General features: G+C 61.1%; 25 protein-coding genes, 6 tRNA genes and 1 pseudogene. 10 read left to right on the top strand and 22 right to left on the bottom strand.

All coding sequences use genetic code 11. From position 1 onward, the window contains the following. Positions 1 to 178 precede the first annotated feature (178 nt). The 6 genes from SB756_RS09340 to SB756_RS09315 form a co-directional block, all read right to left on the bottom strand. Complete coding sequence (locus SB756_RS09340; RefSeq protein WP_010951921.1) at positions 179 to 616, bottom strand: Lrp/AsnC family transcriptional regulator; 438 nt, start codon at positions 614 to 616, stop codon at positions 179 to 181. Beyond that, positions 613 to 2,001, bottom strand: a complete 1,389-nt coding sequence (locus SB756_RS09335; RefSeq protein ID WP_410910729.1) for a threonine synthase — start codon at positions 1,999 to 2,001, stop codon at positions 613 to 615. The genes SB756_RS09340 and SB756_RS09335 overlap by 4 nt, the downstream gene beginning before the upstream one ends. 24 nt (positions 2,002 to 2,025) lie before the next feature. Continuing rightward, complete coding sequence (locus SB756_RS09330; RefSeq protein ID WP_014859427.1) at positions 2,026 to 2,910, bottom strand: LysR substrate-binding domain-containing protein; 885 nt, start codon at positions 2,908 to 2,910, stop codon at positions 2,026 to 2,028. 45 nt (positions 2,911 to 2,955) lie between these two features. Continuing rightward, complete coding sequence (locus SB756_RS09325) at positions 2,956 to 4,395, bottom strand: amino acid permease (protein ID WP_010951918.1); 1,440 nt, start codon at positions 4,393 to 4,395, stop codon at positions 2,956 to 2,958. A gap of 142 nt (positions 4,396 to 4,537) precedes the next feature. Beyond that, the gene (locus SB756_RS09320) at positions 4,538 to 5,809 is read right to left on the bottom strand and encodes a cystathionine gamma-synthase family protein (RefSeq protein ID WP_410910728.1); all 1,272 of its coding nucleotides are present in this window, start codon (positions 5,807 to 5,809) and stop codon (positions 4,538 to 4,540) included. Positions 5,810 to 5,976: 167 nt separating this feature from the next. Continuing rightward, positions 5,977 to 6,861: a homocysteine S-methyltransferase family protein gene (locus SB756_RS09315; RefSeq protein WP_341797506.1), complete on the bottom strand. Its 885-nt coding sequence runs from the start codon at positions 6,859 to 6,861 to the stop codon at positions 5,977 to 5,979. A gap of 118 nt (positions 6,862 to 6,979) precedes the next feature. Here SB756_RS09315 and SB756_RS09310 point away from each other — a divergent pair, with 118 nt between their 5' ends. Both SB756_RS09310 and SB756_RS09305 read left to right on the top strand, forming a co-directional pair. Continuing rightward, positions 6,980 to 7,801, top strand: a complete 822-nt coding sequence (locus SB756_RS09310; RefSeq protein ID WP_341797505.1) for an ABC transporter substrate-binding protein — start codon at positions 6,980 to 6,982, stop codon at positions 7,799 to 7,801. Continuing rightward, positions 7,798 to 8,619, top strand: coding sequence for an amino acid ABC transporter permease (locus tag SB756_RS09305; RefSeq protein WP_410910727.1), 822 nt, complete (start codon positions 7,798 to 7,800; stop codon positions 8,617 to 8,619). The genes SB756_RS09310 and SB756_RS09305 overlap by 4 nt, the downstream gene beginning before the upstream one ends. Positions 8,620 to 8,723: 104 nt before the next feature. Here the strand turns inward: SB756_RS09305 and SB756_RS09300 are convergent, their stop codons facing one another. From SB756_RS09300 to SB756_RS09290, 3 genes are all read right to left on the bottom strand, one after another. Beyond that, on the bottom strand, positions 8,724 to 9,653 hold the full coding sequence (locus SB756_RS09300) for a malate dehydrogenase (protein WP_410910726.1): 930 nt from the start codon (positions 9,651 to 9,653) through the stop codon (positions 8,724 to 8,726). Positions 9,654 to 9,800: 147 nt separating this feature from the next. Then, positions 9,801 to 10,349, bottom strand: coding sequence for a hypothetical protein (locus tag SB756_RS09295; RefSeq protein WP_410910725.1), 549 nt, complete (start codon positions 10,347 to 10,349; stop codon positions 9,801 to 9,803). A gap of 46 nt (positions 10,350 to 10,395) precedes the next feature. Further along, a complete protein-coding gene (locus tag SB756_RS09290; RefSeq protein WP_410910724.1) occupies positions 10,396 to 10,764 on the bottom strand; it encodes a hypothetical protein in 369 nt (122 codons plus the stop codon). 53 nt (positions 10,765 to 10,817) lie between these two features. Here SB756_RS09290 and SB756_RS09285 point away from each other — a divergent pair, with 53 nt between their 5' ends. Next, on the top strand, positions 10,818 to 11,972 hold the full coding sequence (locus SB756_RS09285) for a helix-turn-helix transcriptional regulator (protein ID WP_410910723.1): 1,155 nt from the start codon (positions 10,818 to 10,820) through the stop codon (positions 11,970 to 11,972). A 39-nt stretch (positions 11,973 to 12,011) separates the two neighbouring features. Here the strand turns inward: SB756_RS09285 and SB756_RS09280 are convergent, their stop codons facing one another. The 7 genes and pseudogenes from SB756_RS09280 to SB756_RS09250 form a co-directional block, all read right to left on the bottom strand. Beyond that, positions 12,012 to 12,254, bottom strand: coding sequence for a hypothetical protein (locus SB756_RS09280; protein WP_016501565.1), 243 nt, complete (start codon positions 12,252 to 12,254; stop codon positions 12,012 to 12,014). A gap of 353 nt (positions 12,255 to 12,607) precedes the next feature. Continuing rightward, complete coding sequence (locus tag SB756_RS09275; protein ID WP_049278030.1) at positions 12,608 to 12,835, bottom strand: hypothetical protein; 228 nt, start codon at positions 12,833 to 12,835, stop codon at positions 12,608 to 12,610. A 521-nt stretch (positions 12,836 to 13,356) separates the two neighbouring features. Beyond that, the gene (locus tag SB756_RS09270; protein WP_340622720.1) at positions 13,357 to 13,740 is read right to left on the bottom strand and encodes a hypothetical protein; all 384 of its coding nucleotides are present in this window, start codon (positions 13,738 to 13,740) and stop codon (positions 13,357 to 13,359) included. A 529-nt stretch (positions 13,741 to 14,269) separates the two neighbouring features. Then, positions 14,270 to 14,452 (bottom strand): hypothetical protein, encoded by a 183-nt coding sequence (locus tag SB756_RS09265; RefSeq protein WP_410910852.1) that lies wholly within the window; start codon positions 14,450 to 14,452, stop codon positions 14,270 to 14,272. Beyond that, positions 14,426 to 14,587 (bottom strand): annotated as a pseudogene (locus SB756_RS09260) (Fic family protein); the annotation flags it as partial. The gene SB756_RS09265 and the pseudogene SB756_RS09260, both read right to left, overlap by 27 nt. Before the next feature lie 250 nt (positions 14,588 to 14,837). Next, positions 14,838 to 14,913, bottom strand: a tRNA-Thr gene (locus SB756_RS09255). Positions 14,914 to 14,984: 71 nt separating this feature from the next. Beyond that, positions 14,985 to 15,395, bottom strand: coding sequence for a pilin (locus tag SB756_RS09250; protein WP_016484801.1), 411 nt, complete (start codon positions 15,393 to 15,395; stop codon positions 14,985 to 14,987). A gap of 216 nt (positions 15,396 to 15,611) precedes the next feature. On the opposite strand from SB756_RS09250, the gene SB756_RS09245 reads away from it, so the two are divergent. The 4 genes from SB756_RS09245 to yacG are packed head-to-tail and all read left to right on the top strand — an operon-like array spanning position 15,612 to position 18,509. After that, the gene (locus SB756_RS09245) at positions 15,612 to 16,820 is read left to right on the top strand and encodes a type II secretion system F family protein (protein ID WP_410910722.1); all 1,209 of its coding nucleotides are present in this window, start codon (positions 15,612 to 15,614) and stop codon (positions 16,818 to 16,820) included. 2 nt (positions 16,821 to 16,822) lie between these two features. Next, positions 16,823 to 17,689: a prepilin peptidase gene (locus SB756_RS09240; protein ID WP_410910721.1), complete on the top strand. Its 867-nt coding sequence runs from the start codon at positions 16,823 to 16,825 to the stop codon at positions 17,687 to 17,689. After that, positions 17,689 to 18,312: a dephospho-CoA kinase gene (gene coaE / locus SB756_RS09235; RefSeq protein WP_410910720.1), complete on the top strand. Its 624-nt coding sequence runs from the start codon at positions 17,689 to 17,691 to the stop codon at positions 18,310 to 18,312. The genes SB756_RS09240 and coaE overlap by 1 nt, the downstream gene beginning before the upstream one ends. Further along, complete coding sequence (gene yacG, locus SB756_RS09230) at positions 18,309 to 18,509, top strand: DNA gyrase inhibitor YacG (RefSeq protein ID WP_016501579.1); 201 nt, start codon at positions 18,309 to 18,311, stop codon at positions 18,507 to 18,509. The genes coaE and yacG overlap by 4 nt, the downstream gene beginning before the upstream one ends. Before the next feature lie 111 nt (positions 18,510 to 18,620). Here the strand turns inward: yacG and SB756_RS09225 are convergent, their stop codons facing one another. Continuing rightward, positions 18,621 to 19,328 (bottom strand): energy-coupling factor ABC transporter permease, encoded by a 708-nt coding sequence (locus SB756_RS09225; protein ID WP_016501580.1) that lies wholly within the window; start codon positions 19,326 to 19,328, stop codon positions 18,621 to 18,623. Positions 19,329 to 19,521: 193 nt separating this feature from the next. Here SB756_RS09225 and SB756_RS09220 point away from each other — a divergent pair, with 193 nt between their 5' ends. The 3 genes from SB756_RS09220 to SB756_RS09210 all read left to right on the top strand — a co-directional run bounded on the left by SB756_RS09220 (position 19,522) and on the right by SB756_RS09210 (position 21,838). Beyond that, positions 19,522 to 20,151: a DUF1780 domain-containing protein gene (locus SB756_RS09220; protein ID WP_016501581.1), complete on the top strand. Its 630-nt coding sequence runs from the start codon at positions 19,522 to 19,524 to the stop codon at positions 20,149 to 20,151. A gap of 133 nt (positions 20,152 to 20,284) precedes the next feature. Next, positions 20,285 to 20,458: a DUF3094 family protein gene (locus SB756_RS09215; RefSeq protein ID WP_013970765.1), complete on the top strand. Its 174-nt coding sequence runs from the start codon at positions 20,285 to 20,287 to the stop codon at positions 20,456 to 20,458. An 84-nt stretch (positions 20,459 to 20,542) separates the two neighbouring features. Further along, positions 20,543 to 21,838 (top strand): NAD(P)/FAD-dependent oxidoreductase, encoded by a 1,296-nt coding sequence (locus SB756_RS09210; protein ID WP_234229745.1) that lies wholly within the window; start codon positions 20,543 to 20,545, stop codon positions 21,836 to 21,838. A 205-nt stretch (positions 21,839 to 22,043) separates the two neighbouring features. Here the strand turns inward: SB756_RS09210 and SB756_RS09205 are convergent. From SB756_RS09205 to SB756_RS09185, 5 genes are all read right to left on the bottom strand, one after another. After that, positions 22,044 to 22,119: transfer RNA gene (locus SB756_RS09205), tRNA-Lys, on the bottom strand. 5 nt (positions 22,120 to 22,124) lie between these two features. Next, a tRNA-Pro gene (locus SB756_RS09200) sits at positions 22,125 to 22,201 on the bottom strand. A 46-nt stretch (positions 22,202 to 22,247) separates the two neighbouring features. Then, positions 22,248 to 22,323, bottom strand: a tRNA-Lys gene (locus tag SB756_RS09195). Positions 22,324 to 22,329: 6 nt separating this feature from the next. Continuing rightward, a tRNA-Pro gene (locus tag SB756_RS09190) sits at positions 22,330 to 22,406 on the bottom strand. 3 nt (positions 22,407 to 22,409) lie between these two features. Beyond that, positions 22,410 to 22,485: transfer RNA gene (locus tag SB756_RS09185), tRNA-Asn, on the bottom strand. Positions 22,486 to 22,713 lie beyond the last annotated feature (228 nt).

Below are 22,713 nucleotides of genomic sequence, written 5' to 3'. Positions count from 1 at the left end.
CAGTGGGTCGATGAGGACTAGCGTAAGAGCCGTGCACTGCCAGTTGAATATGGCAATCCGCTGTATTTATTGGCCAATTTGGCCAGTGCAAAGCGCGCACCTGCGCCGGGGCAAAACGCACAACGCCGCCTGGGCGCGAACCCAGGCGGCGTTGTGCTAGCCAATGCAAAGACGCGGTTCAGACCACCGCAGCCAGGACGAACGAAGTCACCGTGTTCTCCACCCCGGGCATGGCAGCGATTTCCTTCCACACATGATGCACCCGCTCCGGGCTGGAGGCCTCGACGCGCAACATCAGGTCGAACTCGCCGCTGAGCACTTCACACTGGATCACCTCGGGGATCTGGCGCAGTGCATCGAGTACCGCCTCACCGCGCATGCGGTCATAGCGGTAGACGAAGATCACCGCGTTGATCAACGACGCCGGCCGTCTGCCCTCACCGATGCGCAGGGTATAACCCTGAATGGCGCCGTCGCGCTCCAGGCGCTCGATGCGCTGGCGTACCGCATTGCGCGACAGGTTCACCTTCAACCCCAACTCGGCGTGGGCAATACGCGCATTGGCGGTGAGCTCGGCGAGAATGCGCTCGTCCAGGGGATCGAGGATGCGCTTCATCGCCCAGCCTGCAACCGGGTTAACAAGGCATGAACACCGGCCAGGTCGTCAGGTGCCAACAGCGGCCCATCACCCGCTGTGCCGACCGCGCTGGCCGGCACCTCACCGTGCCAGGCCCCCAGCTCCGCCAGCAGCCCGGCAGACTTTTCGGGGGCAAACTGCCCCAGCGTAACGATGGGCGCACCGATGTTGCGCCGGTGCAGGCGCCCGGCGAATACCCCTGTCGCGGCATGGGGGTCTACTGCGCTGCCCGTTTCGTGGAACAGCGTGACAATTTCTTCGCGAATCAGCACGTCGTCCACGGCATAGGAGTCGAACAGCATGCGCGCATGCAACCACTGGCGGTTGCCGATGCTCAGCTCGCCACACGCCTCGAAGTGCTCCATCAGTGCCCGGGTCGCCCCACCATCGCGGTCATACAGTTCCCAGACGAAGCGCTCCAGGTTGGAGAACAGCGAAAAGTCCATGACCGGTGACAAGGTCTGGCTGGTTGAGCCACGGCTGTAGCGGTTGCAGTGGATGAACCGGTGCAAGGCATCGTTGCGGTTGGTGGAGACGATGATCTGGTTGATCGGCAGGCCCATTTTCTGGGCAATGAACCCTGCGTAGATCTCGGCAAAACTGGCCGTGGGGATGCTGAACCCGACCGGGCGTATTCCGCCACCGAGCTGCAGCGCTGCATGGAAATAGAACACGATCTGCGCCAGCACACCGACCCAGTTGGTGGAGTTGAAGCTGACCGGAATCAGCCCGGGGCATGGCCAATCACGCAGCAGCGCCGACACCAGCGACTGGCAATCGTCAAAGCTGCCATCCACGGCCACGCAGCTCACGCTGTCAGACGCGGCGCTGCGCATCACTGCAGCACGGTCGGCGGGCGTGCCTGCGCTGGGGTATAGCGCCAGCAAGCCTGCTGCAGGGCAATGCCGCAACGCTTCGATAGCCGCTACTGCGGTATCGCCGTTGCTGGCACCGACCAGCATGACCCGCTCGCACTCCGCCCCCAGAAAGTGCCGGACAAAACGCGCCTGCAACTGCGCGGCAAAGTCCTTGGAGGACCGGGTAGGCCCATGGAAAAGCTGCAGGATCCATTCGTTATGGCCAAGCTGCTGCAACGGCGCAATGCCGCGGTGGCGGAACCCGCGATAGCTGTCGCTGACCAGCGCCCTGAGGGTAGGCTCGTCGAGGGTATCGCCGACAAACGGTGCCATTACCCGCCAGGCCAGTTCGTCGAAGGGCAACCACGACCAGCTGGCAATTTCCTGTGGGCTGAACACCGGCACCGAGATGGGCACATAAAGCCCGCCATCGTCGGCCAGGCCAGAAAGCAATGCCGTGCGGAAATCGACCCGTGTCTCGTTGCCGCGCGTGGATGTGTACTGCATCGGTGCTCCAGATAGCTACGTAAATTAACGATGCGCCATGGCCACCAGCCAATGGCTGAACGCCTGGGCATCGGGGGACAACGCTTCACCCAGGCCGCGTACCAGGAAAAACGACTCGCTTGCCTCGATACGCTGGGCAAAGGGAGCGACCAGCCGCCCCTCCTGCAGCAGATCCTCGACCAGCGACGAGCGTGCCAGCGCCACCCCGAGCCCCAGCTCCGCCATGCGCAGGGTCGACACCAGGGTGTCGAACTGCAGGCCACTGGAAGAGTCGACCTGATCGGCGCCGACCCGCTCCAGCCAGTAGCCCCACCCCTCCTCGTAACCCAGCACATGCAGCAACGGCACACGGGCCAGGTCGCGCGGGTCGCGCAGCGGGCAACCGGCCAGCAGCGCGGGTGCGCACACCGGCACCAGCATGTCGCGGGTCAGGCGCTGCGCCTCTACCCCGGCCCACTGCCCGCTGCCCCAGCGGATTTCCAGATCATCTTCGGCATCCAGCTCCTTGACCCACAGGTTGCTGATGTAGCGGATGTCCACCTGCGGGTGCGAACGCCGAAAGTCGGCCAGCCGCGGGGCCAGCCAGAAGTGCAGGAACGACAGGCTGCCCCGTACTTTCAGGGGCCGACGTTGGCGTTGCCCGAAGATTTCATTGGTGCCGACCGCAAGGCGGCTGATGGCGTCCTGCACCACCGGCAGGTAGGACTGCCCTTCTTCGGTCAGCCCCAGCCCGCGCGGCAGGCGCTTGAACAGCGCCACACCCAATTGGCTTTCCAGGTGACGAATCTGTTGGCTCACCGCCCCTTGGGTAAGGTGCAGCTCTTCTGCCGCATGGGTGAAGTTCAAGTAACGCGCCGACACTTCGAAGGCTCTCAGCCAGTTCAGGGGGGGCAAAGTTTTCTGGGTCATCGGCGGCTTCTCGTGGCTAGGTTCCGGTGGCCTAGTATCACCTGCTCAGGCGGCCTCGGAACCTGGGGCGACGATTTCCAGCGGGGCCGTACGGCGGCTGCGGTACTTGCACGTCAGCCAGTAGGCCAGGTAGCACCAGGCAATGAAGGGCAAGCCGAAGTACAAGGCAACCCGCTGAGCAGGGTCGAAGGCAATGCCGACGCAGGCCAGTACGCAGCAGAATATGGCCCCCAGTGGTACGAACGGATAGCCACGCACCCGGAACTTGAGGTCCTCGAGCTTGCCGCCGCTGGCGATGTAATGACGGCGGAATGCGATTTGGCTCGCCGCGATGCTGATCCACACCACCACCACGGCCAACCCTGAAATCGACACCAGCGCCAGGTAGATGGTGTCGGGGGCAAACACACTGCTCAACAGCGAAGCCATGCCGCCAGCCATGCTCAGCACGATTGCATTGAAGGGTGTGCCGCGGCGCGACAGCGTGGCGTAACGGCGGGGCATGTTGCCTTGGTCGCTGAGGGTCCAGAGCATGCGCGAAGCGGCGTAGAGGCCGGAGTTGGCGGCAGACAGCAGCGCGGTGATGATGACGAAGTTCATGATATCGGCCGCATACGGGATACCAATCATCGCAAAGACCATCACGAACGGGCTTTCAATAACCCCGGCCTGTTCACGCGGCAGCAAGGTGGCCAGCACAAAGATGGTGCCGATGAAGAACAGCGCCAGGCGCAGCACCGTGGTGCGAATGGCCTTGGGCACGTTCTTTTCCGGGTCTTTGGTTTCGCCGGCAGCGATGCCGATCAGCTCGGTACCCGAGAACGCGAAGGCCACTGCCAGCAGGGTCATGGCAATTGACCAGAAACCGGTGGGGAACAACCCTTCACGGGTAAAATTGCCCAGCCCTGCACTGTGCGCCTGCTGGATCTCGAAGCCACCCAGAATGGCTCCGCCGCCCACCACCAGAAAGGCGATGACGGCCAACACCTTGACCAGTGACAACCAGAATTCGGTTTCGGCGAACGATCGCACCGAAATGATATTGCTGATGAACACCGCAGCGCCGAACAGCGCACTCCACATCCATACCGGCGTGTCGGGGAACCAGCGCACCATCAGGATGCCCGCGGCGGTGAATTCGGAGCCGATGGCCACCGTCCAGGTCAGCCAGTACATCCAGGCCACCATGTAGCCGGTACCCGGGCCGAGGTAACGCGTGGCATAACTGCTGAACGAGCCGACTTCCGGCATGTGTACCGCCAGCTCGCCCAGGCACATCATGACCAGGTACACCATGATTGCGCCGAGTATGTAGGCGATAACCGCGCCCAACGGGCCGGCCTGGTTAACGGTGTAGCCCGACGTGAGAAACAGGCCGGTGCCTATCACACCGCCCAGTGCCAGCATGACGATGTGGCGGGTTTGCATATCCTGCTTGAAGGTATGCGCCGAGGCATTTCTAGTTGTGGTTGTCTGCACGGACATTGTGGGTTACTCATGAAAGTTGGCGGGCAAGGACGTAGCAACGACCTCGTCTTGGCAGAGCGAATCGAGTTGCCTTGCATATTGTTTTTGTTCGACTTCATGAAGTGGCACCCACCGCACGGGTGAGTGCTACGCGCCAGCCTCAGGCCTGCACCGGGCGCTGGCAGGCGTCTGCGTCAGCGTGCAATTCCTTTGCGACGGCCAGTTCCTCACGCACCGATGCACAGGCCTGTGCCAGGTCCGCCAGCAGGTCATCGGTTTCCTCGATGCCCACTGAAATGCGCACCAGCCCTTCGGAAATGCCCAGCGCCAGGCGCTCTTCCAAAGTGTTCTCGACATGGCTGGTGGTGCGCGCCGGGCCATAGATGGTTTCTACCGCGCCGAGGTTGCCGGCCCGATGGGCATACTTCAGCCGCGGCAGCAAACGGGCCACGGTCGGCATGCCGCCCTTCAGCACGAAGCTGACAATGGCGCCAAACCCGCGCATTTGCGCCTTGGCAATGGCATGCCCGGCATGCGTCGGCAAACCTGGGTAGTTGACAGCTTCAACCAGCGGCTCGGTGCTCAGGTAAAGGGCCAACGCCATGGCACTGGCTTGCTGCTGGCGCAGGCGCACTGCCAGGGTCTTGATACCGCGGATGATCAGGTAGGCCGAGAACGGGTCCAGCGCCGCACCGTTGATTTCCCGGTAGTGCCGCACCTGAGCCATCAACGCCTCCGCGCCGCACACCACGCCACCCAGCACGTCACCATGCCCGGACAGAAACTTGGTTGCGCTGTGCACCACTACATCAACGCCCAGCGCCAGCGGGTTCTGGTTCAGTGGCGTGGCAAAGGTGTTGTCGGCCACCACCAGCGCCCCCACCTTGTGCGCAGCGGCGCTCAGCCGACGAATGTCCAACACCTTCAGCGTCGGGTTGGTGGGGGTTTCCAGGTACAGCAGGTCGCAGCCGGCGGCAATCTCGCGCTCCAGCGCTTCAGTGTCCAAGGTATCGCACAGGCACACTTGCACGCCCATGCGCGGCAGGAACTCTTCGAAGATCTTGTTGGTGCCGCCATAGCTGTCGCGGGTCGACACCACGCGTTTGCCGTTGGACAGGAAGGTATGCAGCACGGCACTGATGGCCGCCATGCCGCTGCTGAACGCGACTGCCGACTCGGCTTGCTCCAGCTCGGCCAGTTTTGCTTCCAGCGTGGCGACCGTGGGATTGCTCATGCGGCTATAGATGAAGCCCGGCTGCTTGCCCTGCGCCACGTCGTACCAGGCATCGATATCGTTATAGCCATAAGCGGCGCTGACCACGATCGGGGTCTGCGTGGCGTTGTACGGGTGCTGTACCTGCTCCCCGCTCCACACGACCCGCGTCCCCACACCGGCCGCAGCATTGCCCTCGAATTTTTCGTTGTTGTTCATATCCGGTTCCCGCCCAGCTGAGTTGTGTACACCGATGCAGCATCGGCCTTGAGCGGACTATAGGGAGATGGCGGGGGCCTGAAAAACGATGGAATCCGGGTCTGACTGGCGTTTTTTTTAATGGCTGCGGACCGGGCGCTGCAAAAGCCGCCCGGCCACGTGGGCGCTTAGGCCAGGTTGCGCTTCAGCTCGGCGATATGCTCCGGGCCGATGCCACAGCAACCGCCGACCATGCTGGCACCACGCGCACGCCAGTCCTTGGCCCATGCCAGGTAACCCGGCGGATCGAGGTCTTCGCGTAGTTCGTCCAGGCCATCGTTGGCAGTGGCTTCTTTGGGCTGCGGCGGGAAGGCGTTGGCATAGGCACCGATGGCAATCTCGGCGTTGTGTCGCTCGATGACCGAGCGCGCGACATCGATGGCGGCGCCGATCACCTCCGGCTGGCTGCAGTTGAACAACACCGCAGCCACCCCCAGGCTGACTGCGGCTTCGATGGCGTCGGCCACCGGTTCACCGGAGCGCAGGCGCGGAACCTCGTCGACGTCCTCGTCCTGCAGGGTGAAGGACACCCAGAACGGCCTGCCGTCTGCTGGCAAATGGCTACGAATGGCCCGCACTTCGGCCACGGAACTCTGGGTTTCGGCCAGCCACAGGTCAACATGCGGGGACAGGCCCTGGAGCAGCGGGGTCAGCACCTCTGCCACACGCTCGGGCTGGAACAGGTCGGGGCGGTAGGACCCGAACAGCGGCGGCAACGAACCCGCCACCCTGACCGGGTGCGCGCCGCTATCTGCCGCGTGCCGCGCAAGCTGGCCTGCGATATGGGCCAGCTGTCGCCCTTCGGCGGCAAAGCGTTCTTCACCGATGTGGAATGGTACTACCGCATAGCTGTTGCTGGTGATGACCTGCGCACCCGCATCGATGAAGGCTGCATGCACGCCCACGACCGCCTCCGGCGCCTCGCTCAGCGCCAGCGCCGACCACTCGGGCTGGCGAAACGGTGCACCGCTGCGCTGCAGCTCTCGGCCCATACCACCGTCCAGAATTACCATCGTTCGCTCTGCCATATAACTTCTCTGAAGGTTCTTATGAATAAAATTCATTATGGGGATTAGGGTTATAACTATTAAATACCCTATCACCCATTTGCCCAACATATCAGGTATGTACATGCGATTTTCTTCTCTGCTGGGTGCGGGCCTTGTACTGCTCGCAACTGCCACCCAAGCCTTTGCTGGCGCCACGTTGGAGCGGGTTGAATCGCGCAAGGAAATGGTCAACGTGCTGATGGAAAGCTACCCGCCGTTTTCCTTCCTCAATGACCACAACCAGCTCGACGGTTACGACGTGGACGTGGCCAAGGCAGTGGCCGACAAGCTCGGCGTCAAACTGCGCCTGGAAACACCGTCCTGGGACGTGATTGCCGCTGGCCGCTGGAGCGGGCGCTACGACATCTGCATTTGCTCGATGACCCCAAGCAAGGCGCGCGCCGAGGTGTTCGACTTCCCCGTGGAGTACTACGCATCGCCCGCCGTGATCGTGGTCAATGCCTCGGATGAGCGCATCCATGGCGCCAAAGACCTGGAAGGCCGCAAGGTGGGTTCGATCAGTGCATCGAGCTACGAAAGCTACCTGAACAAGAACCTGGTCATTGAAGGCAAGGAAGACCAGAAGATCGATTACCCGTTCGACTTCGTGCAGGCTGCGCCCTACGACACTGACAACGTCGCCTTCCAGGACTTGGGCCTGGGCACTGGCGTGCGCCTGGACGCCATCATTACCAACCTGGTGACCGCGCAGCCGCGCCTGCAGCAAGACAAGCGCTTCAAGCTGGCCGGCGCGCCGCTGTATGAAGAGCCCAACGCGGTAGCCATCGAAAAAGGCGACCCTGAGTGGGATGCCAAGGTACGCCAGGTGTTCGCCGAGCTGAAGGCTGATGGCACCTTGGCCAAGCTGTCGCAGAAATGGATTGGCGCCGACATCAGCAAATGAGCACCTTCCCCCCCTCCCCCAAGCCCGTGGCAAAGCCTGCGGGCGCCGGCCTGTTCGGCTTTCGCACCCGGTTACTGCTGACCTGGCTGGCGCTGTTCGGGCTGTTTGTCGCCTTCTTCCTCAGCTTTGACCTGAAGTTCGCCATCATTCTGGAGAAGTTTCCCAACCTGGCCGGTTTCAAGCTGGGGCCCAATGGTTTTCTGCAAGGCGCCGCACTGACCCTGTTCCTGTGCCTGTGCTCGATGGTGGTATCCGTGCTGCTCGGCTTTGCCGCCGCGCTGGCACGGTTATCCAACAGCGCGGTACTGGTGGGTGTGGCCAGCTTCTACACCTCGTTCTTCCGTGGCACGCCGCTGCTGATCCAGATTCTGCTGATCTACCTGGGGCTGCCGCAGGTGGGCCTGGTACCCGGCGCCATCAGCGCCGGCATCATTGCCTTGTCGCTGAACTACGGGGCCTACCTGAGCGAGATCTTCCGCGCCGGCATCCTCGGCGTGGCCCGTGGGCAACGTGAAGCAGCATTGGCGCTGGGCATGCGCACGCCGCAGATCTTCTGCCACATCATCCTGCCCCAGGCCATGCGGATGATCATTCCGCCCACCGCCAACCAGTTCATCTCGATGCTCAAGGACTCGTCGCTGATTTCCGTGATGGGGGTTTGGGAGGTGATGTTTCTGGCGCAGTCGTATGGGCGTTCGAGCTATCGCTACCTGGAAATGCTGACCACCGCCGCCGTGATCTACTGGGTGCTGTCGATACTGCTGGAACTGCTGCAGGCGCGGCTGGAACGGCATTTTGGCAAGGCTTATCAGCGCTGAGGGCTGCACACGGCCCCTGCGAAATCATCTACGCAGGCACGACGCGCAGGAGCGCCACCAGGGCGCTCCCGCATCTACTGCGTTAACTGAAGCCGCTTTGCTGCTCACAAAGCTTTCATCTCGGCAATATCCCTCACCACCTGGTCTGCAGAGTGGTCGAACATCGCCTGTTCCTGCGCATCCAGCGGCAACTCGATAATCCGCTCAAGCCCCTTCTCTGCCAGTACGCAGGGCACACCCATGGCGATATCCGTTCGCCCATACTCGCCCTCGAGAATCGCCACCGCCGGCAAAATACGGTTCCGCCCATTGGCGATCGCATCGACCATCTGCGCAATGGCCACGCCCGGTGCATCGCAGGCGCTCCCCGTCTTCTTCAACCCCAGAATCTCACCGCCGCCCTTACGGGTGCGCTCGACAATCTGTTCGATCTGCTCGCTGGACAGGAAGTGCGACAGCGGCACCGAGCCGATCTGGCAGTAGCGCATCAGCGGCACCATGCTGTCGCCATGGCCGCCCAGCACCAGCGCGGTGATATCCCGGGCAGAAAACCCGGTTTGTTCGGCGATGAAACACTTCATGCGCGCGGTATCCAGCACCCCCGCTTGCCCGAACACCTTGTCCCGCCCAAGGCCGCTGACGCTCCAGGCGCGGTAGGTGAGCACGTCGACCGGGTTGGACACCACCAGCACCGTGGCTGCCGGCGCATGGTGCTGGATGTCGGCCATGATGCTGTCGAGGATTGGCAGGTTGATGCTCAGTACATCCTGGCGAGACTGGCCGGGCTTGCGCGGCACGCCTGCGGTAATTACCACCAGCTCGGAGCCGTCCAGCATGTCGGCTTTGCCCCCGCCGTAAACCCGGGTATCGGAGCCTGATTCCACGGCTGCCTGCCACACGTCCAGCGCCTTGCCCTGCGCCAGCTCACCCTGCACGTCCATCAGCACCAGCTCACGGCACAACTCGTCCCGCGCGATGATCTGCGCCGCCGCCTCGCCGACCAAGCCGGCGCCCACGATTGAAAGTTTGTTCACCTGACACCTCCCAGCGGCGCGCGCCACCAGGAACACGCCTGCGTATAGAGAGAAGTATTGCCTGCCGAGGCGAAAAGGCCACCCAAAGGCTGATGGCCGGCAACTAACGGGACACTGGCCTGCCCTGCCCGGGGATCAAACGGGGTATTAACCGCGCATCTGCCAGAGAATGAAATCCACTTTCTTCAGGTCGGTCAGCTTGTTGTGCTCTGGGGTCAGTTGGTTGAACTGGTCAATCCAGCTGGCGCCCTGGCTGGATGCGAGGAAGGCCTGGTACCAGTCTTCCATCTTTGCGTAGCAGCCCTTGGCGTCCTCGATTTTTTTGCGCGAATAGTAGGCCGGCGCCTTCTGGTTGATGTTGCGCAGCACATGAATATCCCAGACCGGTTTGCCAGGGTTCAACGTCGCAACCAGCTTGCTGGAGAACGAAGGCTCGTAACGGCCGGTGGCTTCGTACATCTGATCGAGCACGTCGCCAAACGTAGGCTGCGCGCCCTTCATTTGCTGCATCAACTGGTAGTAGGCGCCATACCAGGAGCGTTCACGCCGCTGCACGCGGTAAAACCCGTTGTACATGCGCTGGAACACTGCGTCGGTCGAAACATCCACCGTTTCCACTTGGTCCATCAGGGCCAGGTATTTCTGGATGCCAGGCTTGGCGTTGATAATGGCAGAGGTCACATCAGTGCTGACCATAGTGTGTACTTCCTTGGTTGGCTGACAGTTGCCCGGTGACAGGCGCTTACTGGGTATCGGTTTGGCCACGTCGCGCTTGAGCGATCATGTCATCAAGTTGTTTGATCAGATCGTCTGCGTCGATCTCTTGAAACGCTCCACAGGATGCAGCAATGATGCGTTCTGCAAACTGAGGGCTGTATTCCGGCGTTGCGCTGGCAGGGTCGTTCTGATCGATGCTCGTGTACCACCATTGGCCTTCTACTTCCTGGCCGTAAAGGCGGCCCTCTTCCTGGAGTGCGAACAGGGTCATCTGAATTTCAATTCCCGCCAGATGGGCACCCTGTGGCATTAGCCGCAGGAACAGTTCCGGAGCACTGATGCCGCCGGCCGCGTGTTGAACAATCAGTGCTTTCACCTTATCGATGTCGCTCATCGCGATGCCCTCTTTATCTCTGCTGCATCCTCGACGCAGGACGCGGGAATACCGTGATCAAGGTCGTTGCCTTGCCAACGAAGAACATCTTGAACTCCAATAGGGACACTTCTTGTCCGGATTCAAAAAAAATGATCAATCTTGCCCATCGCCGTGACTATCTGCGGCAAATCCTTCATGCAGCGGGTAAGCCTCTCTCCACCGCAGACGTGCACGCGAAGCTGGTTGCCTGGGTTGGGCGCCATGGGGATGCTGCTGATGACCAACGTGATAAAACCACCATCAGGGATTTGAAGGCGCTGGAGGAGCTGAACTACGTTCAGTCGCAAACGGACCCAGAAGATAAACGAGGGTTGCTCTGGTCTGCGGTGGGCCGCAGCCACTCGCTGGTGCTTTCACCTTCAGACGCCATGTCACTCTGGGCGGTTTTCCAGCATGCCGAACGGTTCGGCCTGCAATCAGCCACCGATGAGTTGAAGGGCTTGCGCGACTATACGGAACTGGTGATGCAGGACGGCTCGGTGCGCAAGCTGAACTTCACCAAGCGTATTACTTCAGGTACGCGGTTTACCCAGCTACAGCCGGGCAAGTACAAAGCCCAACACCTCAAGCAGATACAGATGGCCATCCTCGATAACGAAGCCCTTGAAGTCTGGTACCGCCCGCGTAATGCCGACGGGGTCGAGTGTGTCTACCAGCTCAAACCACTGGGCCTGTCCCACCAGGATTCCAATATCTACCTGTCTGCCTATGTCACCGAAGAGCACTGGCTGGGTAAGGCACCCGCGCCCGACGTGCCACGAGGCAAGTACAGCAGCAACGGGCCCAATACACTCTGCGCGCTGATGCTGCACAGGATTACCAAGGTAGAGCCGGGCAAGCGGATTATCGACGACCCGGAGGGTTACGATATTCACGCAGACGAAGCCCAGAAAGACCTGGTGACCATCCACTCCCCTGCGCAAAAAACCCGCCTTCGGCTTAGCCAGAACCTGTACAACCGCCTTGCTGAAAACCCGCTGGATAAAAACCAGAAGCTGCTGCAGGACGGCGACAAATGGCTGCTGACCTGCAAGGTTCGCGATACCCAGGGGCTACGGTTGTTTCTGATGGCAAATGCTGCCGACATCGAGGTGCTGGAGCCGCTTGCCTTGCGGGCGCACATTCATCAAATGCTTACCCTCGCCCTGAAGACTTACGAACAGTGAACAACACGGTTCCAAAAGCACCTTCCTCGTACCGGTAAATCAACGGACCAAGGGACGAACCACAACAAACAGTACTACCAGGCCCACAAGCCCAGAAGCAACCAGCCACCCGGTCGAGGCCATTGCCTGGAAAAACCCCGGGAAGAAAGGAACCCTCCCAAGCTTGACCAGCGCCAGGCAAAGCCATGGCATCAGGAGGATGTAAAGCAGCGGGATATAAACGATTGCCTGAAGGACTAGCGTCAATCCGCCGGCCCAGTCATTCCAGTGGTGGTTGGACATGGTGATTTCCTTATCTTGAACGTGACGGGGAGTCATCCGCCTCTTGGTACCCCATACCGCCGTTAGTACACAAGGCATGAGCCCCATTTACCATGCCTGTAAAGATATCCCAACCCGCCCCAAAGTGGTCATTTCCAGGAGCGGCCTTGTGTCGCGAAAGGGCTGCAAAGCAGCCCCAGTAATCTATACCTCCACACCGAACACCGGGTGTACGACAGCTGCCCAGCTCAACTCCTGAGACCTGACACGATCCCTGTGGGAGCGGGCGCAGCCCGTGCCACCCACCGTGATGCCTGCTCAACGGCTAGCCGGCGGCGCACTGCGCAGGAAGCGCCGATCAGTAAAGGCCCAGCCTAATCAGCCGGGGCCTGACCACTCTGCTCCATCACCTTCCCACACTGCTCACTGGCCAATCGACTGATGATCCGGATCGCTTGGTGAATGCCGGCAGTGTTGCGGAAGCTCAGTTGCGGGTTGTGTTCGCATTCCAGCATTTCGTCATGCTGGACCAGGGCCTCGCCTAGTAGTTCGAGGGTCCAGGCGTAGCTTTGGATGGTGGAGAGGCGTTCTTGATCAGTCATGGCGTGCCTCCGGTTGGGCGGAGACGAAGCGGGATTGGCTAACGGTGAAATAGCTGAGGGTCGTCGAGGAACGACGGAGGAGAACGGATGCGAGGGTCCTGCTTGGACTTGAGGTAAGCATGCATGAGGCTCCAAGTTTTAGTTGGAGCTGCCACGATCCTTCCTACGGGATTGGGTGGCAGCTGTGTGCGGGGTAGGAATACCGGGAAACTTGGAAACCCGGCCAGGCCGAAGCCTGCCCACACACAGCCGCCATGACACAGCACGGCAGACACAAAAAAAGCGCCAGCTGTGGTGCAGGGGCGCCTAGTGCATGCGCCAAGTTTACCAACGGGTTCCTACGCCCGGTCACGGGATTTACCGTGACGCAGAGATTTAGCCTCACATTGCTTGGCCGGGCAACTATGGAAGTTGTAGGAAACTTCTCTGAATAATGTACGAACGGCGCCGAAGCAGCTGCTAACCATACGGACGACTTCTGCATTTCTACTTACATGCCTGGGCTCATGACCGACCCTCCCTTAATTGATCAGAGCGTCCGCCGCTTCGATTTCAACGTAGTTTGACTCCCCACCACCCTGAGCCCCCGACAACCAACCCCATACGAAATGGAGCGTAGTACGCCCCGCATCATCGACCATGACCCTGCCACGTGACCAACCGGCGAGCATTTCGCCGTCGTTAGTGATGCAGTGGTAAAGCAGCTCGATGGTATCGGGGCCAGTTACTCGACCCACCTGATGGCCGGTCCGAATCCGGCCACCCTGGTAGGTGCTGGTGATCGCAACACCATCGACCTGGTAATGGAAAACCGTGCCAGTGCCAGACAGGCCCTGGGAATTGTTGGCGACTGCAAAACGACGATTGTGCAGCCGGTCTTTGACTTGGGCGAAAGTGCTTTCCATAGCGATGTATTCTCGATGTTGGATGGAACTGGGAGCAGCTAGCTACCGGTAAATCATCGGGGCAAGCTACGAACCACAACAAACAGTACTACCAGGCCCGCAAGCCCAGAAGCAACCAGCCACCCGGTCGAGGCCATTGACTGGAAAACCCCGGCAAGAAAGGAATCCTCCCAAGCTTGACCAGCGCCAGGCAAAGCCATGGCATCAGGAGGATGTAAAGCAGCGGGATATAAACGATTGCCTGAAGGACTAGCGTCAACCCGCCGGCCCAGTCATTCCAGTGGTGGTTGGACAGGGTGATTTCCTTTTCTTGACCATGACGGGGAAACGACCGCCTCTTGCTACCCCATACCCCCGGTAGTACACAAGGCATGAGTTCAATGCGGCCGGTGTGGGAGCTGGCTTGCCTGCGATGGGCTGCGCAGCAGCCCCATACCCCGGCCTGGCAGGAATTACCCACCATCGGCCTTCAACAGAAGGAGCCAGTTGCCACCCCGACATCTGGCCCACCACTCATCAACGACCTCCCCTATCCCTCCAACTCATGGCCGTTCTGCTCCATCACCTTCCCACACTGCTCACTGGCCAGCCGGCTGATAATCCGAATTGCCTGATGGATACCGGCCGTGTTGCGAAAGCTCAATTGCGGGTTGTGTTCGCATTCCAGCATTTCATCGCGCTGGACCAGGGCCTCGCCTAGCAGTTCGAGGATCCAGGCGTAGCGAGGTGGAGTGTCCCCTTCCAGCCTCCGCCTGCGCAGAAATTCGACCTCGGCCAGAACGTCAACCAGCGGCGAGTCGAAGGATGGGTTCAGTAGCTGCAGGTCGTGGTGAGAAAACTGGGGCATCTCAAAATTATCTCTAAACGGGAAAATCATTATCTAGAAAAATTTCGGCTCTAACCCCGTAAACACTGGCCAAAACCTGATCGACAGCTAACCATTATCTAAAAACACGTACACCCCTAAGTGGAAAACTGCGAACCATTAAGTCAAAAACACGCAGATCCGCGGGAAAAAAGCGGGAACAAAAAAGCCCGCACAAGGCGGGCTTCTATTGGTGCCACGTAGCGAGAAATCGCCATAGGCCAACTGATTCTGGTGCCGGAGACAGGAATCGAACCTGCGACCTTCGCGTTACGAGTGCGCTGCTCTACCGACTGAGCTACACCGGCGTGTAGCGCAACGTACCACTGCTCACACCCGCAACGCAAACCCCTGTTTCCGCTGGTTTATTGCCCTGCCCTCAAGCCCCCTTGCACCCCTTGGGCGCCAGGTCTTCCTCGATGTCGGTGGTGCACGCCCAGCCGCTGGCCGAACGGGTCAGGGTCAGTGCCTTGCCCAGCACGTTGGCCGGCGCATCCACCAGCGTGCAAGCAATGCTGCCGCTGCCATCTGCCGCCTTGCCGCTAGCGGTGATCGCACAATGCGCGGTCGCCGGCTGGCCACCCAGTTCGGCCACGGCCGCTACGTCTTTCCCGTCATTCAACCGCAGGTCCATCGCCGTCTTCAGCGCGCTGATCTCCAGCAGCCCGGCCGCGGCCTTGGAGCGTGCCTGGTGGTTGGTGTACATCGGTAAGGCGATGGTCGCCAGAATGCCGATGATCGCGACAACGATCATCAGTTCGATCAGGGTGATACCGCGTTGCCCTTTCATGAACATCTTTCCTTTTTGATTCGCTTACACATTGAGGTGGGTTGCGCCCCAACCGGCAGCGGCGCAGTAGGCCTGAACAGACACCTTTTGTCACCCCTGCCCGCTTGGGCGTCATCTTCGCTGAACTACTCTAGTGAGCATCACGGACGCGCGCCCTTGCATGGACGCGGCAAGCTGTTTCCAGGCTTGTCGCCGGGGCAGAAAAAGGACCTTTGAATGACTTCAACTTCACTGCTTTACCGCTGGCACGGCACCGACGCCAACGGCACGCCGGTCAGCGGCCAAACGCCTGGGCGCAGCCCGGCTTATGTGCGCGCCGGGCTGATTCGCCAAGGCATAACAGTGGCCAGTCTGCGGCCGGCCAGCGGGCTGGCGTTCAGTTTGCCGAAGCGGCGGGTGAAGGCGGACCCGGCGGGGTTCAGCCGGCAGTTGGCGACCTTGCTCAAGGCCGGGGTGCCGCTGTTGCAGGCGTTCGAGGTGATGGGGCGCAGTGGTTGCGATGCGGCGCAGGCGGCGTTGCTGAGTAGATTGAAGCAGGATGTGGCCTCGGGCCTGGGGCTGGCGGATGCGTTGCAGCGTCACCCGGCATGGTTTGATGCGTTGTACTGCAACCTGGTGCGGGTAGGTGAGCAGTCCGGCACGCTGGACCGGCAGCTGGAGCAGCTGGCGGGCATGCTGGAACAGCACCGGGCGCTGCACAAGAAGGTGCGCAAGGCGATGGTCTATCCGCTGCTGCTGTTGCTGACGGGGTTGGGGGTGTCGGCGATATTGTTGCTGGAGGTGATCCCGAAATTCGAGAGCATATTCTCGGGCATGGGCGCGGCGTTGCCGGCATTTACCCAGTGGGTGATCGACTTGTCCACAGGGCTGAGCCGGTTTGCGCCGCTGTTGCTGGTGATGGGGGTGGTGCTGGGTTTGGCCGTGCGCCAGCTGTATCGGCAGCATGCGCCAGCGCGCCTGTGGATATCTCGGCGGGTGCTGGGCTTGCCGGTGTTCGGCAAGTTGCTGAGGGAGGCGGCGCTGGCGCGGTTTGCGCGTAGCCTGGCAACGTCGTACGGCGCCGGGGTGCCGTTGCTGGATGCGCTGGGCACGGTGGCCAGGGTGATGGGGGGCGAGCTGCATGAGCAGGCGGTGTTGCGGCTGCGCCAGGGCATGGCCAATGGGCAAGGGCTGAACCAGGCGATGGCGGGCGAGTTGCTGTTCCCACCGCTGCTGGTGCAGCTGACCGCCATCGGAGAGTCCAGTGGCACGCTGGACCAGATGCTGGAAAAAGCCGCCAGCCATTACGAGGAACAGGTCAGCCAGGCGCTGGACCAGTTGACCAGCCTGCTGGAGCCGGCCATCGTGCTGATCCTGGGCCTGCTGGTGGGTGGCCTGGTGGTGGCGATGTACCTGCCAATCTTCCAGTTGGGTAGTTTGATCTGAACATGACTTTATGGACTTTGCTGGCTGAGCAGCCGGCGTACTTCCTCACCTTGGCCACGGTGCTCGGCTTGCTGGTGGGCAGCTTTCTCAACGTGCTGGTGTATCGCCTGCCGATCATGCTGGAGCGCCAGTGGCAGCGTGAGGCGCAGGAGGTATTGGGGCTGCCGCTTGCGCAACACGAACGGTTCGACCTGTGCCTGCCGGCATCCCGCTGCCCGCAATGCGCGCATCAGATTCGTGCGTGGGAGAACATTCCGGTGCTCAGCTACCTGGCGTTGCGCGGGCGGTGCTCAGCCTGCAAAGCGCGTATCAGCCCGCGCTACCCGCTGGTCGAGATAGCTAGCGCGCTGCTGTCGCTGGTGGTGGCCTGGCGTTTTGGCGCTTCGGTCGAGGCGTTGCTGGCACTGCCGCTCACGTGGTGCCTGCTGGCCCTGAGCCTGATCGATGCGGACCACCAGCTGTTGCCGGATGTGCTGGTGCTGCCGATGCTGTGGCTTGGGCTGATCGTGAACGCCTTTGGCCTGTATGTGCCACTGGCCGACGCGTTGTGGGGTGCGGTGGCCGGGTACCTCAGCCTGTGGGCGGTGTACTGGGTGTTCAAGCTGGTCACCGGCAAGGAAGGCATGGGCTACGGCGACTTCAAGCTGATGGCGCTGATCGGGGCCTGGGGCGGTTGGCAGGTGCTGCCGTTGACGCTGCTGCTGTCGTCGGTGGTGGGGGCGCTGGTTGGCCTGTGCCTGCTGCGTTTGCGCCGGCATGCGATGGGCACGGCGATACCGTTTGGCCCTTATCTGGCGATTGCGGGGTGGATTGCTGTGCTCTGGGGTGATGAAATATACGCCTCTTACATGCAACTGCTTGGATACTGATGGCCACTGCAGCCTTTACCCCCTGGATTCTCGGCCTGACCGGCGGCATTGGTAGCGGCAAGAGCGCTGCTGCCGAGCGCTTTGTCGAGCTTGGCGTGCACCTGGTCGACGCCGACCAGGCGGCGCGCTGGGTTGTCGAACCTGGCCGCCCGGCCCTGGCCAACATCGTCGAGCGCTTCGGCCCGGGTGTGTTGCAGGCGGACGGCCAGCTTGATCGCGCCGCCCTGCGCCAGCTGATCTTCGCCGACCCGGCGCAGCGCAAATGGCTGGAGCAACTGCTGCACCCGCTGATCGGGCAAGAGATTTTCAGCTACCTGGCCAAGGCGCAGTCGCCGTATGCGGTGTACGTGTCGCCGCTGCTGATCGAATCGGGCCAGTACCACAAGACCCAGCGCGTGCTGGTGATCGATGCGCCGCAGGAACTGCAAATAGCCCGTACCTTGGCGCGGGACAACACCAGTGCCGAACAGGTGCAGGCGATTCTGCAGGCCCAGCTGGCCCGTGAAGACCGCCTGCGCCATGCCGATGATGTGGTGGTCAACGACGGCGATTTGGCCGCGCTGCATGAGCAGATTGACCGCCTGCACCACTTTTACCTGACTTTGAAAGGAGGCCAGCCATGAGCCAGCCGTTGACCGTCGATTGCCCTACTTGTGGCGCACCTGTGGAATGGGCCGAGAAAAGCGCGTTCCGGCCGTTTTGTTCGGACCGCTGCAAACTGATCGACCTGGGGGCCTGGGCAGCCGAGGAGCACAAGATTGCGGGGTCGGAAGAGTCCGAAGATGAGCTGTATTCGGGGGACCTGGAGCCGCGGCACTGAGCTGATTGCAAGGCGGCTGTGCCGGCCTGCGGGAGGGGCCTTGTGTCGCGAAAGGGCCCTCCCACAGAGACCGCGTCAGGTTTTAGATATGATGGCAGAGCCGCCGTATGATCACCGCTCATCGTCCTTCCAGGGCGCCTGCAGATACCGTGTGCGGTTGAAGGTTTCCAGCCATTCCGGGCAAAACACCACCAGCGCACTGATCACCATGCCGTTGATGAACGCCTCGGGGAACATCATCAGCCACAGGTAGCCGACAAAGTCGCTGAGCCACTCCGGCAGGGCAAAACGCCCGTCCAGCCACAACAACCCTAGCGCCGCCGGTACGCAAACCAGCACGGTGAGCGCTGCCGGGAAGAACCCCGAACAGAAGATATAAACGAACAGGTTTCGCGGCTGGGCGCGCTCGACCACTATCGCGCACACCTCGGTAATGAGCACCGGCAAACCAATCAGCAACAAGCCGTTCACCCCCAGCGCCGCCAGGTCCTGTCGCCCTAGCGCCAGCAAGCCAAGCTGGGCCATGAACCCGCCCAGCACCGCCAGCGGCCAGTCCAGCAACAGGGTGACTGCGGTCATGCCAATAAAGTGGTACGACACCCCGGTATCAAAATCGCGCCTCACCAGCCACAGCGCGAACAGGCAGAACACCGTGCCAAACAGCAAATGCTGGCGGCGCCGGTCGGTGAACAGTTCAACCCAGCGAACCCGGCTTACCGCCCAGATCAGCAACGGCACAAAACCCAGCCAGCCAAGAGTAAGGGTGGTGCCGGACAACACCTGCGCGCTGATCACCTGAACAATACCCTTTGCAGCCATGTGGATAAGATCGAGTCTACACCCATTCTCCCTTTCCTTCGGCTGCGGTGGATTAGTGCCCTCATTCGATCCAGGAAGCATCGGTCAAGCCCGAAGAAATCGGGCGCACCTGTGCAAGCGTTGTCGGTACTGGGCTGATTCCCACGCTTAAACAGCATCTTACCGTCATCGATTAGCGGCTAAGCTTGTCTGCATGGATGACTCAGACTACCTGCGCCTGCTTACCATCCAGGCCGAACAAGCTAACGCCTTTCTCTCCAACGCCCGCAAGTGGGAGCGGGAGCGTTGGGTGTGCCAGCGTCTGTTGCAGGGGTTGAACATCCCCTACCGCAGCGAGGACTTCACCCCGGCCGGGCAAGAGCCGCCCGATGTGCTGTTCCGCGATGCGGCCTTCGAGGTGTTTTTCGTGCTCGACGAGGGGCGTCGGCTGAACGATGAGTGGCGCGAAGAGCTGCAGCGCCGGCGCAGTGCGTTTTCCCTGGCACAACTGGTGCGCCGTGAAGCGCGTCCGCGGCGCATCAGTGCCACCGAGCTGCTGGCGCGCCTGGCGCCGACCTTGCGCAAGAAAGCGCACAACTACCGGGAACGCGGGCTGGAGCTGAACGAGCTGGACATCATCGCCTTCTCCAGCCTCAAGCGCGAAGTGCTCGACCTCAACACCCACTTCCCGCCGCCCACCGAATACCTGCGCCAAGGCTGGCGCTCGTTGTCGCTGGTGGGGCCGACGTTTGCCCGGGTGCTGTTCGCCCACCCCGACGCGCCAGACTTCCTGCGTGGCAACCTGGGGCGCAGCATTGTTTTTGATGTGGGCATCAGTCTTTGATCCAGTGCAGCGAGTGTTTGCGATGGCGTACACTCGGCGCCAGAGATAGAAAGCATTATCATTTGTTTCAAAGCGCCTGCACGAACGCTGTAGCGTTTGCGCAGTCACAAACGTCTACCTGACGAGGCCCACCATGACCAGCCGCCTGAACCCGGAAGATCAGCGTCGTGTCGATGAGTATCTGCGAGCCCCCCAGCACCAAGTCGAGCGCAGGCCATTCCGGCCGTGGCTGCTCCTTGTGCTGGTGGTGGCCGTGACCATCGGGTTGGGTCTCATCAGCCGCCTGCTGAGTGGACTGGTGCTATGAGCTGCTTCGCGCTCGCCCTCCCCTCGTGCAGTTTGCGGCCGGCCCAAAGGGCCACGAATTCCGTAAACCTTATGAGATATCCCCATGACTCATCGCATCGTGATTGTCGGCGGCGGCGCCGGCGGCCTGGAACTGGCGACCCGCCTGGGTAAAAGCCTGGGCAAGCGCAAGCAGGCCGAAATCACCCTGGTCGACGCCAACCTCACGCACATCTGGAAGCCACTGCTGCACGAAGTGGCCGCCGGCTCGCTGAACTCTTCGGAAGACGAACTGAACTACGTGGCCCAGGCCAAGTGGAACCACTTCAACTTCCAGCTGGGGCGCATGAGCGGCCTGGACCGTGAGGGCAAGCAGATTCAACTGGCCGCCACCCTCGATGACGAGGGCCGCGAGCTGTTGCCTGCGCGCACCCTGGGCTACGACACGCTGGTCATTGCCGTGGGTTCCAACACCAACGACTTCGGCACCTTGGGCGCGGCGCAGCACTGCCTGTTCCTCGACACGCGCAAGCAGGCTGAGCGCTTCCACCAGCAGTTGCTCAACCACTACCTGCGCGCCCATGCCGGCGACGTGGCTAGCGAGCAGATCAGCGTAGCGATCGTCGGCGCCGGTGCCACCGGTGTGGAACTGGCGGCCGAGCTGCACCACGCCGCCCACGAACTGGCGGCCTATGGCCTGGACCGCATCCAGCCCAAGGACATGCACATCACCATCATCGAGGCAGGCCCACGCGTGCTGCCGGCGCTGCCGGAGCGCATCAGCGTGCCGGTGCACAAGACCCTGGAAAAACTCGGGGTGAAGGTGATGACCAACGCGGCTGTCAGTGAAGTGACCGAGGACGGCCTGAAAACCAAGGACGGCGAGGTGATCCAGGCCAGCCTGAAAGTGTGGGCGGCGGGTATCCGTGCGCCGGGCTTCCTGAAGGACATCGATGGGCTGGAAACCAACCGCATCAACCAGCTGGTGGTGCGCCCTACCCTGCAGACCACCCGCGACGACAACATCTTCGCCTTCGGTGACTGCGCTGCCTGCCCGCAACCGGGCAGCGACCGCAATGTGCCGCCGCGTGCCCAGGCGGCACACCAGCAGGCTTCGATGCTGGCGCAAAGCCTGAAGGCGCGCCTGGAGAACAAGACGCTGCCGACCTACGAGTACAAGGACTACGGCTCGCTGGTGTCGCTGTCGCGGTTCTCTGCGGTGGGCAACCTGATGGGTAACCTGATGGGCAGCGTGAAGCTGGAAGGCTGGCTGGCGCGGATGTTCTACGTGTCGCTGTACCGCATGCACCAGATGGCGTTGTACGGGTTCTTCCGCACGGCGTTGATGATGCTGGGTAGCAAGATAGGCCGGGGTACCGAGCCGCGCCTGAAGCTGCACTGACAGGCACTCGCTCCTGCAGGCAATGCACTGACCTGTAGGAGCAGCCTTGTGCTGCGAAGAGGCCATTACCAGCAGAGAAAATCTTTTGCCGTACCGGCCCTTTCGCAGCACAAGGCTGCTCCCACAAGGGCCCGTGTTGCGGTAAGAGGTGGGTTAAATTGAGGCAAAAGAAAAAGGGCATCTCTTTCGAGATGCCCTTTATTCATGGTGGGTCGTGTAGGATTCGAACCTACGACCAATTGGTTAAAAGCCAACTGCTCTACCAACTGAGCTAACGACCCTAAAATGGTCGGGGTGAGGGGATTCGAACTCCTGACATCCTGCTCCCAAAGCAGGCGCGCTACCGGACTGCGCTACACCCCGGGTCTTTCAAAAAAAAGGGCATCTCTTGGAGATGCCCTTCTTTACATGGTGGGTCGTGTAGGATTCGAACCTACGACCAATTGGTTAAAAGCCAACTGCTCTACCAACTGAGCTAACGACCCGGAAAATGGTCGGGGTGAGGGGATTCGAACTCCTGACATCCTGCTCCCAAAGCAGGCGCGCTACCGGACTGCGCTACACCCCGAGATGGCTCCGCGACCTGGACTCGAACCAGGGACCCAATGATTAACAGTCATTTGCTCTACCGACTGAGCTATCGCGGAACTGAACTTCGGTACAACTTACCGATTTGCTACTTCGAAGGCTGTGTTCGCTTCGGACTCTTTAGCTTCTTAGCTTTCGCTTTGTCGCTGCTGAGGCCGGCTATTCTACATTCTTCGTTTTGCTTGTCAACCACTTTTTTTCATTCAACTTACTGATTTGTAAGTTGTTTTGCGGTCACCGATGTTGCTGGTGATTCGCTTAGTGCCTGACAACGCGGCGTATATTAG

Source organism: Pseudomonas sp. SIMBA_068 (genome assembly GCF_046534705.1).
Classification (GTDB): domain Bacteria; phylum Pseudomonadota; class Gammaproteobacteria; order Pseudomonadales; family Pseudomonadaceae; genus Aquipseudomonas; species Aquipseudomonas putida.
This window is presented reverse-complemented; position numbering and strand designations above follow the sequence as displayed.